General features: G+C 53.1%; 12 protein-coding genes. 11 read left to right on the forward strand and 1 reads right to left on the reverse strand.

Annotation, left to right across the window (positions count from 1 at the left end):
* Window positions 1-34: 34 nt before the first annotated feature.
* A complete protein-coding gene (locus CSTAT_RS06020; RefSeq protein ID WP_079005671.1) occupies window positions 35-514 on the reverse strand; it encodes a DUF3817 domain-containing protein in 480 nt (159 codons plus the stop codon).
* Between the two features lie 129 nt (window positions 515-643).
* Between CSTAT_RS06020 and CSTAT_RS06025 the strand changes: the two genes are divergently transcribed.
* The 11 genes from CSTAT_RS06025 to CSTAT_RS06075 all read left to right on the forward strand — a co-directional run bounded on the left by CSTAT_RS06025 (window position 644) and on the right by CSTAT_RS06075 (window position 13,939).
* Window positions 644-1,504, forward strand: coding sequence for an acyl-CoA thioesterase (locus CSTAT_RS06025; protein ID WP_224758441.1), 861 nt, complete (start codon window positions 644-646; stop codon window positions 1,502-1,504).
* Between the two features lie 122 nt (window positions 1,505-1,626).
* Window positions 1,627-2,382, forward strand: a complete 756-nt coding sequence (locus CSTAT_RS06030) for a YebC/PmpR family DNA-binding transcriptional regulator (protein ID WP_066793726.1) — start codon at window positions 1,627-1,629, stop codon at window positions 2,380-2,382.
* Between the two features lie 208 nt (window positions 2,383-2,590).
* A complete protein-coding gene (ruvC, locus tag CSTAT_RS06035; RefSeq protein WP_075722808.1) occupies window positions 2,591-3,157 on the forward strand; it encodes a crossover junction endodeoxyribonuclease RuvC in 567 nt (188 codons plus the stop codon).
* Between the two features lie 112 nt (window positions 3,158-3,269).
* Window positions 3,270-3,902, forward strand: coding sequence for a Holliday junction branch migration protein RuvA (gene ruvA / locus CSTAT_RS06040; protein WP_075722809.1), 633 nt, complete (start codon window positions 3,270-3,272; stop codon window positions 3,900-3,902).
* A 45-nt stretch (window positions 3,903-3,947) separates the two neighbouring features.
* A complete protein-coding gene (gene ruvB, locus CSTAT_RS06045; RefSeq protein ID WP_066793741.1) occupies window positions 3,948-5,027 on the forward strand; it encodes a Holliday junction branch migration DNA helicase RuvB in 1,080 nt (359 codons plus the stop codon).
* A gap of 83 nt (window positions 5,028-5,110) precedes the next feature.
* Window positions 5,111-5,554 (forward strand): preprotein translocase subunit YajC, encoded by a 444-nt coding sequence (yajC, locus tag CSTAT_RS06050; RefSeq protein WP_066793743.1) that lies wholly within the window; start codon window positions 5,111-5,113, stop codon window positions 5,552-5,554.
* 291 nt (window positions 5,555-5,845) lie between these two features.
* Window positions 5,846-7,831, forward strand: coding sequence for a protein translocase subunit SecD (gene secD, locus CSTAT_RS06055; protein WP_075722810.1), 1,986 nt, complete (start codon window positions 5,846-5,848; stop codon window positions 7,829-7,831).
* Window positions 7,832-7,833: 2 nt separating this feature from the next.
* Complete coding sequence (gene secF / locus CSTAT_RS06060; protein ID WP_066839927.1) at window positions 7,834-8,985, forward strand: protein translocase subunit SecF; 1,152 nt, start codon at window positions 7,834-7,836, stop codon at window positions 8,983-8,985.
* A gap of 153 nt (window positions 8,986-9,138) precedes the next feature.
* Window positions 9,139-10,848, forward strand: coding sequence for an ABC transporter substrate-binding protein (locus tag CSTAT_RS06065; RefSeq protein WP_244892915.1), 1,710 nt, complete (start codon window positions 9,139-9,141; stop codon window positions 10,846-10,848).
* Between the two features lie 146 nt (window positions 10,849-10,994).
* Complete coding sequence (locus tag CSTAT_RS06070) at window positions 10,995-11,543, forward strand: adenine phosphoribosyltransferase (RefSeq protein ID WP_066793750.1); 549 nt, start codon at window positions 10,995-10,997, stop codon at window positions 11,541-11,543.
* A 95-nt stretch (window positions 11,544-11,638) separates the two neighbouring features.
* Complete coding sequence (locus CSTAT_RS06075) at window positions 11,639-13,939, forward strand: RelA/SpoT family protein (protein WP_075722811.1); 2,301 nt, start codon at window positions 11,639-11,641, stop codon at window positions 13,937-13,939.
* Window positions 13,940-13,978 lie beyond the last annotated feature (39 nt).

The raw sequence follows: 13,978 nt of genomic DNA on the forward strand, positions 1-13,978 counted from the left end.
GTCAGTGGTTTGCAGAGTGCACGAAAGATGCACTCTAGTTGGCTTGACCCTCGATAGCGGACTCCACATCAACCGGTGGGCCCAAGTACAACAAAATACTGAAGACGATGATGACGATAACCAGCACGATCAAAATGGAGCGAACAGGGTGGCGTACCACCTGCGCTAGAACATTGTCGAAAAGTCCCTGCGGCTTTTCATCGCGATTATGAAAGCGCCAGCCACCTTCCAACAGACCCTTGCGATCCGCCCAGATAGCAAAAGGCAGCGCTGCCCACGGAATGACGGAGACAACAAGGCCCACAATGCCAATTCCCACAGGCCAGCGATTATTGATCCAGACCAAGGTCGTGATGAAAATAAAGCACAGGAAGCCGAAACCATGGATTCCTCCGGCTACAGGAACAACAGCTTCTGTCACGCCTGAGTATTTGAGGATCATTCCCACAATCAGGAAGGTCCAGGTAAACATTTCCAGATAGGCGACTACTCGATGTAGTTTCTTCGGCATCATATCCAACATGGTAACTAACAGCTGGCGAAATTGACGTACTGGACGGGCATGCAACGCATTGGTATTGCTCACATATGATTGAGAGATTACCCCTTGAGAAGTTAAGAGAAATCTACTAAGGAGAACAAAGTGACCACTAGCGACTCAACGTCTGCACCAAAAGAGCAGTCTGTTCACGACGTCTTGGATATGAAGCCTTTAGGCGATAGAAAATTCTTAGGTCCTTCGGTTCCCTCTGCTTTTACCCGAACTTTCGGCGGACAGGTTGTGGCACAGGCACTTCGCGCAGCACAACTGACTGTCGAGGGCAAGCGTGCGCACTCTTTGCATAGCTACTTCTTAGAAGGCGGCATTGCGGCGCAGCCTATCGAGTTTGAAGTTGAACATGTACGTGATGGACGTACTTTTTCCTGCCGCCGAGTGGAAGGCTTCCAAAACGGCAAACGCATGATGATTATGACCGTCAATTTCCACCACGATAAAGACCGCGGACCAGAACATGCCACCGCCATGCCCCAGGTGCCAGGGCCTGAGGAAGCTATTGACCATTTAGAGATTCGTCCGCGCTCTGCACAAAAACGCAAGCTGGATTGGATGGATTGGGATATCCGCGCGGTTGAAGAATCAAAGCTGACCGAGGAACAACTACACCCTGCAGGCCAGGGCACCCACCAGTACCTTTGGTTTAAAAACACTGGTGTGATGGGCGATGATCAGGATGTGCATCAAGCTGCGCTTACTTATTTATCCGATATGACTTTGCTGTATACGGCGCTACTGGATCACCCAGAGCAAGAATTGCAGGTAGCTAGCCTCGATCATGCCATGTGGTTCTTGCGCCCAGTGCGTGTTGATGAATGGCTACTAGTAGATCAGTATTCGCCCTCAGCTGGTGGTGGAGTGGGCCTGACCAAGGGCAATGTGTTTAATCAGCAAGGTGAATTAGTAGCTGTGTTGTCCCAAGAAGGGCTCATGCGCGAGCCTAACTAGCGTGCTTTTTCTTGTTCGCAGCCGCATTTTCTCGTGCTCGGTGCGCGGGGGATAGTATTGATAACTGCAGAAGAACGTATAGTTGATGGCAAGCTAATTTTTAACGTACGAAAGGTAACTTGATGGCAGGCCACTCAAAGTGGGCAACTACGAAGCATAAAAAGGCCGCGAATGACGCCAAGCGCGGCAAAGAATTCGCAAAGATGGTCAAAAACATCGAAGTTGCAGCGCGTACCGGTGGCGGTGACCCGGCGGCCAACCCAACCCTGGACGACATGATCAAAAAGGCCAAGAAGGCCTCCGTCCCCAACGACAATATCGAGCGCGCGCGCAAGCGTGGCTCCGGCGAAGAAGCTGGCGGTGCGGACTGGGAAAACATCATGTACGAAGGCTATGGCCCCAATGGTGTTGCCATGCTGATTGAGTGTTTGACTGATAACCGCAACCGCGCGGCTACCGAGGTACGTACCGCGATGTCTCGCAACGGTGGCAACCTCGGTGAATCCGGCTCGGTCGCGTACATGTTTACCCGCACCGGTGTGGTTTTGGTGAAAAAGGGCGAACTAGAAGTCGATGACGTTCTCATGGCTGTCCTGGAAGCAGGCGCTGAGGATGTCCATGACTTGGGTGAGTTCTTTGAGGTTACCTGCCAGCCCACCGATATCTCTGCTGTGAAGGAAGCTTTGGAAGCAGCTGAGATTGAAGTGGAAGATTCCGACCAGGACTTCCGCGCTTCGGTTGAAGTAGCGCTCGGTGTGGATGATGCTAAGAAGATCATGCGCCTAATTGACGCTCTGGAAGAATCTGATGATGTACAAAACGTGTACACCAACATGGATCTTTCAGAAGACGTGCTTGCTGCCTTGGACGAAGACTAAGGTTTGAGAGCATTATCGTGGCTTTAGTCCACTGATTCGAAACGCTAAGAGTGCACCTAGGTTCCACACTGTGGGCATAGGTGCACTTCTTTGTCACCTACATATGGTAGAACATATGTGTGAGGGTATCTGATGCCTGAGGCCTAACTTAGCGCATCGACAGGGATATAGAGCCGATGAAATCAGCGGCAAAAGGACGGTATAGCCAATGAACCTTGAGGGTTTGCGCGTCATGGGTATTGACCCTGGCTTAACCCGCTGTGGTCTTTCCGTAGTACAAGCTGGTCGCGGTCGCGCAGTCATCCCCATCTCTGTGGGTGTTGCGCGCACCCCACCAGAGGAAGAATTGGCACAACGCTTGCTTCGTCTTTCCAGTGCGGTGGAGGAATGGATGGATGATTACCAACCAGACGTGGTCGCGATTGAAAGACTTTTTGAGCGCGGCAATGTCTCCACGGTGTTGCACACAGCCCATGGTGTTGGCGTGTTGATGCTGGCTGCAGCCAAGCGTGATATACCGGTTTATATGTACACTCCTTCGGAAGTGAAAAAGGCTATCTCTGGCAATGGTCGTGCTGATAAGAAGCAGATGACCACTATGATTACCCGTATCCTCGGATTGAGTGAAGCGCCGAAGCCGGCGGATGCTGCCGATGCTTTGGCACTCGCGGTCTGCCACTGTTGGCGAGCCCCAGTTATCCAACGTGCAGAGATGGCGCAACAGCAGATGAAAAAGCTGGAGGAAGAACGCCGCAAGCAAGCAGCGAATAAGTAATGGGCACGCGTAAATCCGATAGCGGTCAAATATTGGGAACCAATGCGTTGCGTGCTGCGTCAGAAACAGCAACAAGAGTTATTGCACAAGAAGAAATGGAGCTAGAAAACCTGTGATTGCCTCTTTGAGCGGTGAGGTCTTATCCATCGCCCTTGATCACGCTGTTATTGAATGTGGCGGGGTTGGCTACCAATTCTTAGCTACGCCCCGGACCTTAGGCACTTTGGTGCGTGGTGAGCATGCGCGAGTGATGACGTCCTTGGCGGTCAAGGAAGACGCCATGACCTTGTATGGATTTACCGCCGATGAAGACCGTGCGATGTTTCATCAACTCCAAGTAGTGTCCGGTCTGGGCCCCAAGCTTGCGCTGGCATGTTTATCGGTGCTCGAGCCAGGCGAAATTGCCACTGCCATTAATAACGGGGATGCGAAGAAGCTGCAGACCATCCCAGGGGTTGGCAAGCGTATGTCGGAGCGCATGGCATTGGAGCTGAAGGACAAGGTTAAAGGCTTTATTGCGCAACCTGCTGGGGATGATGCGTCGGCTGCTTCCCAAAGCAGCCTGCCTGTCGGCAGCGGGGCAATGGTAGATACCGTTGTCGAAGCATTGGTCGGGCTTGGCTTTACCGAAAAAGCGGCGCGTCCTGTGGTTGAAGCCTTCGTGGCAGAATCAGAAGATGTGGAAACCCTTGAAACTGCTACCGTCTTGCGTGCATCGCTTGCAGCACTGAGCGGTAAGAAATAGAAGTTCTTCAACAATGAATGAATCACCGGAGATTGAGGACACGACATGTCGGATGTAGAGCGCACTGAATTTCAGCTTCCCAATGACGCTGCGCGCCCTGAGCCTTTGCAGCGTAATGAGAATATTGCCGCTGAAATGCAGCTGGGCGAACACGACGTGGAGCGTTCGCTGCGTCCGAAAGGCTTGGATGAATTCATCGGCCAGCCGAAGGTCAAAGAACAGCTGTCGCTAGTTCTCACCGGTGCCAAAAATCGTGGTGTTGTTCCAGACCACGTGTTGCTCTCGGGCCCGCCAGGTCTTGGTAAGACCACCATGGCGATGATCATTGCCCAGGAAATGGGCACGAGTCTGCGCATGACCTCGGGCCCAGCGCTGGAACGAGCTGGTGACTTGGCCGCGATGTTATCGAACTTGATGGAAGGTGACATCCTTTTCATCGATGAAATTCACCGTATCGCGCGTCCTGCCGAGGAAATGTTGTACATGGCGATGGAAGACTTCCGCATCGACGTCATTGTGGGCAAAGGGCCTGGTGCAACATCCATTCCGTTGGAAATTCCCCCTTTTACCCTTGTTGGTGCAACCACTCGCGCGGGCATGCTCACCGGTCCTTTGCGTGATCGTTTCGGCTTTACGGCGCAAATGGAGTACTACAACGACGCCGATCTAGAACATGTGGTTACTCGTGCGGCGCGAATCTTGGGCGTGGACATTGACAAAGATGCAGCGATAGAAATTGGGTCGCGCTCGCGTGGCACCCCGCGTATCGCAAACCGGCTTTTGCGCCGTGTGCGTGACTTTGCTGAAGTCAATGGCGATGGGCACGTTGACATGGCAGCAGCGCAAGGTGCGTTGGAAGTCTTCGACGTTGACCACAAAGGTCTAGACCGCCTGGACAGGGCAGTGCTTAGCGCATTGATTAAGGGCCACGGCGGCGGGCCGGTTGGCGTGAGTACTCTTGCCATTGCTGTTGGTGAAGAACCTTCCACCGTTGAGGAAGTGTGCGAGCCATATCTTGTGCGCGCTGGCATGATTGCGCGCTCTGCCCGCGGGCGCGTGGCAACTCGTGCGGCGTGGGAACATTTGGGACTTACTCCTCCTGATACCGCCGCGGGGCTTTTCTAACGCGTAGCGACTTTGTTCGCGTGTAGAGAACAAGCGGGCTTGGGCAAGGAATTTCGGCGATATTCTGGCAGTATGGAAATACTATGGAATTAATATTTATCGCAATAATCCTTGTCCTCTTCCTCCTTCCGAGCATCCTGATTGGTCGCAAGCAGCGTCAGCGTCAGCGCGAGATCCAGCAGTTCCAGCACGACTTGGTTCCGGGTCAGCGAGTAATCACGGCCGGCGGCATTGTTGGCACCGTGGTTTCCACCGACAGCAATACCGTCAACTTAGAACTATCGCCTAATGTCGTCGTTACTTTTGAGCGCATGGGCATTATCCGCAGCGCGGATGCGATCAGCCCGGCCGGTGGTGCCGCACTAGAAAACCAGCAGCCAAGCTCCCCGGCGACTGAGCAACCAGAAGCTTTCGAGGATCGCGGAAGCCACCCCGAAAATTACTCCAGCAACTTTGAGTCTGGAAACTATGACGCACCAGAGTCTAACGATGATGACTTTGGCAGCTCACCTGAGTCAAAGAACTAAAGTTAGATTTTTAGAAAGCACCCGTGTGCACCCAATTGAGGGAGCATGCGGGTGCTTTTCGCGTGCCAGAGCTGCAATTTAACTAGTTAATTCACAGCAGGGGCAACGATATGAAAAGGCGTATTACTTCTCACATGCTCGGAGAAATGCCAAGGTCGGGTGCTGCACAGTTGTATATATGACGTACGATAATGGTTTGTGTTTGGTCAACCTAACGTGTGGTGTATTTTACTGCGCGCGGGGGCCGCAAAATTTAAATAGTCAATAAAGTCAACCAGTGGGAGATTAGCCTTGTCCGCTCCTAATCGCGGCGCGATCAGCAAAAGCAATCGCACCTGGCCCAAACGCGCTCTAGCATTGTTTGGGCTCATAGTGATCCTTCTCTACGCATTAATTCTTTTTACCGGGGAGCGTTCACTTAGCCCCAAGCTTGGTATCGACCTGCAAGGTGGTACGCGAGTCACGCTAGTTCCACAGGGTGAAGAGCCAACCCAGGACCAGTTGGCGCAAGCTCGCACGATTTTGGAGCAGCGTGTCAACGGCATGGGTGTCTCTGGCGCTGAGGTAGTAACCAACGGTAATACCTTGGTTATCACCGTTCCGGGTGAAGACACCACTCAGGCTCAAGCTGTTGGTGCGACATCGCAGCTGCTATTTCGTCCTGTAGCTGAACAGCCGAATCCGGATCCAGCAGCGCTGGGTGAGACCATCGAAGAAATGGCTAACCGGTGGGTAGAATTCGACCTCATTTCTGTCGATGGGGCGAATCAGGTTCTTAAGCAGGTTCATGATGCCATTAACCCAACTACGGATGACGAAGGCGACGCTGCCGACGATGGAGATTCAGATGCGCCAACCGTAACTGCGGAGCCACGACCGGAGCCTGAGAACTCTTTAGAGGCTGCTGATCGCCGCGATGAAATGACTGAGATGCTGTTGAAGGACCGCCAGTCTGAAGACCCAACGGTTCAGGCCGCAGCACTGTCTTTGATGCAGTGCGATGCCGCAACTGACCCATTAGCAGGTGCAGATGACCCAGCACTGCCTTTCGTCACCTGTGATTATGACAATCAGGCTCCTTATCTCTTGGAACCTGTACCGTTGCTCGCGGGTATCGAGGACCCAGAAGGCACTCGTCTGACCGGTAATGAGATTGATACGAATTCACCAATCAATGGCGGTTTGAACTCTCAATCCGGACAGATGGAAATTAGCTTCTCCTTCCAGACCGGTGATGGCCCAACTGGTTCCGACACCTGGGCCAAGTTGACCGACGAGTACCTGCAGAAGCAAATCGCTATCACACTGGACTCTGCGGTTATCTCTGCTCCCGTGATTCAGGGCGTAACCCCATATGGTTCCGCGACCTCCATTACCGGACAGTTCACTCAGGAGCAAGCACAAAGTCTTGCCAACAACCTACGTTATGGCGCGCTGCCATTGTCCTTTACCGGTGAAGACGGTGAATCGGGCGGCACCACGGAAATCGTTCCACCATCACTGGGTAAGACTGCGCTGGAAGCGGGCCTAATCGCTGGTGTTGTAGGTCTGCTTTTGGTCGCGGCTTACTCCATTTACTACTTCCGCGCTTTGGCTGGTGTTTCCCTCATTACGCTGGTGGCCGCAGCAATCTTGACCTATGGCTCCATCGTCTTGCTGGGCCGCTGGATCGGCTACTCGCTGGACCTGTCCGGTATCGCTGGTTTGGTCATCGGTATTGGTGCCACCGCGGACTCCTTTGTTGTCTACTTCGAGCGCATCAAGGATGAGCTGCTTGAAGGACGTACATTTAGGTCCGCAGCCACCAAGGCCTGGGAGCGCGCACGGGCGACCATCATTACGGGAAACGTCGTGACCTTGATCGGCGCTGTCGTGGTCTACATGCTGGCTGTCGGTGAAGTCAAGGGCTTCGCATTCACGCTGGGTCTGACCACCGTATTCGATATCGTTGTTTCCTTCCTCGTGATGGCACCACTGATGCAGATCGCGGCACGTCGTCCAGCATTTGCTAAGCCATCGATGAACGGCCTGGGCGGTATGTTTGCTTTGGTCGAAGAACGCCGTGAACAGGGTTTCTACGCGCCAGGCCGCAACCACAGGGCAGCAGCTTCCACTGATTCTGAAGCCGAAGGCAAGGAAGAGCCAGTAAACCAGCTTCGAAGCGTTGTTGGGCCAACATCATCAGCATCATCAACTTCTGAAGCACCCGAAAGATCAGAAAGCGGGGATGACCCCTCCGCGAAGCCTTCGGATCAGGACTCCCAGGAGGAGAAATAATCATGGCTGCCAATAAATCTAAAATCTCTCGCATGGATCGCCTCTACCTCGATGAGGGCGGCTTTGATTTCATCAAGCGATCAAAGACCTGGTATTCCATCACCATTGGTCTTTTGGTGGTTGCAATCGCTGCAATCGCCATTCGCGGATTCAGCCTCTCGCTGGACTTTGAAGGCGGAACCAAAATCAACCTTCCAGCCAAAGGCCTGGAAGAAACCGCAGTTTCCGAGGTATTCCAAGAAGCTACTGGCATTGAACCTGAACAGGTCCAAATTGTTGGTAGTGGTGAGAGCGCGACGCTCGAAGTAAACTCCGAGCGCTTAACTGAGGAACAGGCGGATTCGGCACGACTGGCAATCTATGAAGAATTTCAGCCAGTAAACGCAGCTGGGGAAGCCACCCCTGATGCGGTGGGCGTATCCACCGTGTCGGAGTCCTGGGGCTCAACTATTACCAAACGCATGATCATCGCGATGATTGTGTTCCTGGTTATTGCGACGGCATATGTTGCTTTCCGCCTGCAGCGCACCATGGCACTTGCTGCCATCTTGGCGCTGATTGCTGACGGCATTATCATCGCTGGCCTGTACGCGCTGTTTGGTTTGGAAGTATCCCCAGCAGTCATCATTGGTCTGCTGACGGTCTTGACCTTCTCCATCTATGACTCCGTAATTGTCTTCGACAAGGTCAATGAAAATACAGAGGGGATTACTGGACAAAGAAATCGAACGTATGCTGAGCAAACCAACTTGGCAATTAATCAGACCGTGATGCGTTCGATCTCCACCTCGGTTATTTCTGCACTGCCGATCATTGCGCTATTTGTCGTCGCCGTATGGATGATGGGTATTGGTACCCTGCGCGATCTTGCGCTCATTCAGCTCATCGGTGTTATCGAAGGTATTTTCTCCTCGATTTTCTTGGCTTCACCTTTGGTAGTCACCCTGGCTAACCGTAGTAAGAAGATTAAGGAACACAACAAGCAAGTAGCTGAATATCGTGCCAGTGCCGAATTTAGCGAGGGTGAACAGGACGCAGGTAGCAAGCAAGCAAACTCCAAGCGCCAGGTCGTCTCACCAACCGCACAACAGCCGACGAACCTAGAAGGCACACAAGTCTCGCAGACTGGCTCTTCATGGCGTCCACGGCGTTAAGACTGACTCTTAACCGCTGAAGAATTTTAACAGCACCGCTTTCTACATGCGGTGCTGTTTTCTTTCTCTTTGTTTACCTATCCTCAAGCTTTTTCATTGGTTATTAAGTAGATAGGGTAGTAAAGTTTCGGGTTTGTGAAGGAGACACGTGGCATGAACCAAAAAGTGGTAAAAACAGTGGATAACCAAAGCACGCCACCAGCACCGATGCGTGGGTGGCGAAAGCATGCCCGACACTTGCGTGCTGGTCTCGTACTTCTTGCCGCATCCTCTCTTGTGCTGACTGCTTGCTCAACTGGCGGAGATCAAAGCGGCGAGCAGGAAATTGGCCCTGAAGAAAAGAAAAGCTCTGAGTATCCGGGATACTTGGCTAACTCTGAGCTAACTACGGTCAATGCTGGTTCAGCATTTGGTACTGCGTCAGTAGCATCGCAGCTTTCGGGCCGCCTATATCCAGGTGCTTTTGTCTCCGGCCCAACTGGACAGTTGGTGCCGAACTCGGATTTGGTTACGACCCATGAGTGGATGGATGGCGACCAGCGCAACGTTCTGTATACGGTGACTGAGGACGCAACTTATTCCGATGGCACTCCTGTTACCTGTGATGATTTCTTGCTGGCTTATACCGCAGGCCAGATGCAAGAGATGTTTGGGTCAAATATGCCTTTGATGGATCAAGTTGAATCCGTTGCCTGCGCGCCTGAGAACAAGAAATTCTTGGTCAAGTTCCAGCCAGGACAAGGTGGACAGTGGCGTTCAATGTTTGGCCCGGGCACTGTCATGCCGGCTCATAAGATCGCCGAACGTGCTGAGATGAGCAGGGAAGAGCTGGTTAACGCCCTCTATTCGCAAGACCCTAATCAATTAGGGCGCGTCGCAGAGATTTGGCGCTTTGCCTTTGGCCTTGATCATTTCATCCCAGAAATGCATGTCTCCTATGGTCCATTTGCCCTGGATAGCGTGGGCGAGCAGGGTGAGGTCCTGCTCAAGCGCAATGACAACTACTACGGCGATCCAGCTTTGATGGACAATCTTGTGATCTGGCCGATCCACTCGGATGTCTCAGAAGTAACCCAGCAGGATAACCTCCTGGTTGCTGACGCAGCTGTTTCTGAACCCAAGTGGTTCGATAAGGAAACCATGGGCGATAACTTCGAGATCGAGGATGTCGTCGGCGACCTCACGGACTCACTGATTTTCTCCGACTCAGGTGTCTTTGAGCAGCAGTGGGCGCGCCAGGCTTTTGCCTCTTGTATTGACCAAGAGGAAATCGCCAAGGTGAGCTCCGAGGCTTCTGGGGTAGAAGTTCCAGCCGTTTATACCCATGCGGTCAATCACAATGATCCTTTGGCACGAACCCTTGCTTCAGTTACCAAGGAACATCAGGAAACGGATATGGACAAGGCTGGACAGCTGGCCGGTATGACCATCCGCATTGGATACCTTGGTGAAGATGAGCGTTTGCAGGCGATGGTGGACTCTATCCGCCAGCAGTGCGAGCCAGCCGGGATTACGGTTGAAGAAGTAACCGGTGGCAATGTTTCTGCAGCCTTTTTGGAAATGGATCCAGAGACCTGGTTGCCGAGCATCGACGCTTTCTTAGGCCCCATTAATTCGCGTTCACAGTATGGAGTGAACGCTCCAAGCTTGGCGCGTGTCGATGAACTCCGTGACGAAGAGCGCCAATTGTGGGAAGATCTTCCCGGTTTGCCGCTGTCTGCGGAACCGCATACCTTCTTTATTTCACCGCAGCTGGCTAATGCCGTGCCGTACACCGGAAGCACCGGTATTGGGTGGAATATGGACCGCTGGTACGTCCAAGATGCGCCAGAGTCCGCAGAGTCTTCCACATCTGAGGGGTGAGAGCTCTGAAACTTCCTCTAACAGTTGGTAATCTACTTGTGCACTACTAAGCCTCTGGAGACAATCCACGAGGCTTCTTGCTTTTACTCTCGCCGCGTCTATCCCCGTTTTCCACTAACCACGAATAGGTCCTAAGGTTTAATACCGTGAACTCAAAGTATTCCAATGCCCGTGAAGCCATCAAGGATAAAATCCGCTATGTACAGGATTTTCCAGAAGACGGTGTGCTTTTTGAAGACTTGACTCCGGTATTAGCTGATGCCGATGCCTTTTCGGTTGTCATCGATGGGCTTGCTGATGAATGTGAAAAACTGGGCGCGGATCTTATCGCAGGTCTGGATGCACGTGGCTTTTTGCTTGGCTCAGCCGCAGCGTACAAGCTGGGCACCGGTGTCCTAGCTGTGCGCAAGGCTGGCAAGCTTCCTCCTCCAGTGCTGCACCAGGAGTACTCGCTGGAATACGGCTCCGCGGCGTTGGAGATTCCTGCGGATGGGGCAGTGATTACAGGCGCCAAGATTGCGCTTGTCGATGACGTCCTTGCCACCGGCGGTACCCTTGCCGGCGCTCGTCAGCTACTGGAGTCTGCTGGCGCAGAAGTCGTTGGTGCTGTTGTGGTTTTGGAAGTTGAAGGTTTAGGGGGACGTGAAAAGTTTGGAAATCTCCCTATTAGTGTGCTGAATGCCACAACTGAATAAGACGCGCTAAACTAGGTTCATTAAGGATTCGGTTTGGGTCTTTAAACCAGTAAATATTTGGATCCACCGAGTAGGTAGTGAGTGAAAGGGCGCACATGACGAACAATAGGTCAACGAAACGCCCAGCCAGCAGTGGAGTTCGCAGTATGTCGGCCCGCCTCGCGCGTTCGCTGACTGGGGGTCGCGTCAAGGTCAATCCAGTCCTTGATCCATTGCTGTCTATCCACCGGCAGTTTCATCCTCGCGCTGACGTGGAATTGTTAAACAATGCCTATTCGACTGCGGAGATGCTGCACGAAGGGGTGTTTCGCAAGTCGGGTGAACCTTATATCACCCACCCATTGGCGGTAGCGACGATTACTGCGGAAATTGGCATGGACACCACTACTGTGGTGGCGGCGTTGCTGCATGACACGGTTGAAGACACCGATTATTCGCTGGATGACTTAACCGCTGATTTCGGCCCTGAAGTCGCTCGTCTAGTTGATGGAGTGACCAAACTGGACAAGGTAGCCCTTGGTGCGGCTGCTGAAGCAGAGACCATCCGCAAGATGATTGTGGCGATGGCTCATGACCCACGCGTGCTGGTGATTAAAGTTGCTGACCGCTTGCACAATATGCGCACCATGCGCTTTTTGCCGCCGGAAAAGCAGGCGAAGAAGGCACGCCAAACCCTTGATGTGATTGCACCGCTTGCGCACCGCTTGGGTATGGCGAACGTGAAGTGGGAGCTAGAGGATCTAGCTTTTGCGATCTTGTACCCGAAAAAGTACGACGAGATTGTCCGCATGGTTGCAGACCGTGCGCCTTCCCGTGACCGGGCGCTGGCAGAAATCAAGGAGCAGGTAAGCGGTGCGCTGAAAGAAAATGGCATTGACGCTGAAGTCATGGGTAGGCCGAAGCACTACTGGTCGATCTACCAAAAGATGATCGTGCGTGGTCGCGACTTTGCGGAGATCTTTGACCTCGTCGGCATCCGTATCTTGGTTGATGACGTTAATAATTGCTACGCCGCCATTGGTGTTGTGCATTCACTCTTCCAGGCGCTGCCAGGCAGGTTCAAGGACTATATTTCTGCGCCTCGTTTTGGCGTGTATCAGTCGCTGCACACCACCGTGATTGCTGGGGAATCCACCCTAGAAGTGCAGGTGCGTACGCACGAGATGCACTACAACGCGGAATTCGGCGTTGCTGCGCACTGGCGCTACAAGGAGATGAAGGGAAAGAACTCCGGCAACAGCGAAGAAGTCGATCAGATGGCGTGGATGCGCCAGCTTCTGGATTGGCAAAAAGAAGCTGCTGACCCGAATGAGTTCTTAGACTCTCTACGCTATGACTTAACCTCGCAGCAGATCTTTGCGTTTACGCCTAAGGGCGATGTGGTGACGCTGCCTGCAGGTTCGACCCCGGTCGACTTTGCTTATGCCGTACACACGGAGGTAGGCCACCGTTGTATCGGTGCGAAGGTCAACGGCAAACTGGTTGCCTTAGAATCGGAGCTAAAGTCCGGTGACAAGGTAGAAATCTTTACCTCCAAAGATGCTAACGCAGGTCCATCGCGGGACTGGCAGGAATTTCTTGTCTCACCGCGTGCTAAGGCTAAGGTACGGCAGTGGTTTGCCAAAGAACGCCGAGAAGAGCACCTGGAAAATGGTCGTGATGCACTAGCTACTGAGGTGCAACGCGGTGGTTTGCCAATGCACCGGTTGTTTACTGCTACGTCGATGAAGCAGGTAGCAGAGCAGCTGCACTTCGATGATGTCGATGCTCTCTACACAGCCATTGGCGCAGGCCACGTTTCTGCGCAACATGTTGCTAACCAGCTCATGGCTTTGTTTGGCGATCGCGATGATGCAGTGGATGCGCTTGCCTCGCGCACGCCTTTGTCGGAATTGGAAAGCTCACGCGCGAAGCAGCGCACGCAGACGGAGGATTCCAAAGCCGGTGCCGGCATCTTGGTGGAAGGAAGCCCCGATGTGTTGGCGAAGCTTGCCAAGTGTTGTCAGCCGGTTCCTGGAGACGAAATCTTTGGCTTCGTAACCCGCGGCGGGGGAGTCTCGGTTCACCGTGCAGACTGTACCAACGCGGATAAGCTCAAGAGCGAACCAGAGCGCATGGTGCAGGTTGAGTGGGAACAAGGAAAGTCGTCTTCCGGTGCTTTCGCTGCGACCTTGCAGCTAGAAGCGCTGGATAGACAAGGCTTGCTCTTTGAGGTCACCAAGGTATTTACCGAAGCGAAGCTGAACGTACTATCCATGCGCTCGGTTCGAGGTGAAGACCATATTGCGACCCTGCAGTTTACTTTCTCGGTCTCAGATACCAAGCAGCTTGGGTCTTTGATGACAACGTTGCGCAATACTGAAGGCGTATTCGACGTCTATCGCGTGACTGCTTAGCTACCCCTTCTGCGGGGTAGCTAAGCCACCAGCAGGTGG

Origin of the sequence: Corynebacterium stationis (assembly GCF_001941345.1) — a bacterium.
In the GTDB taxonomy this organism is placed as follows: domain Bacteria; phylum Actinomycetota; class Actinomycetes; order Mycobacteriales; family Mycobacteriaceae; genus Corynebacterium; species Corynebacterium stationis.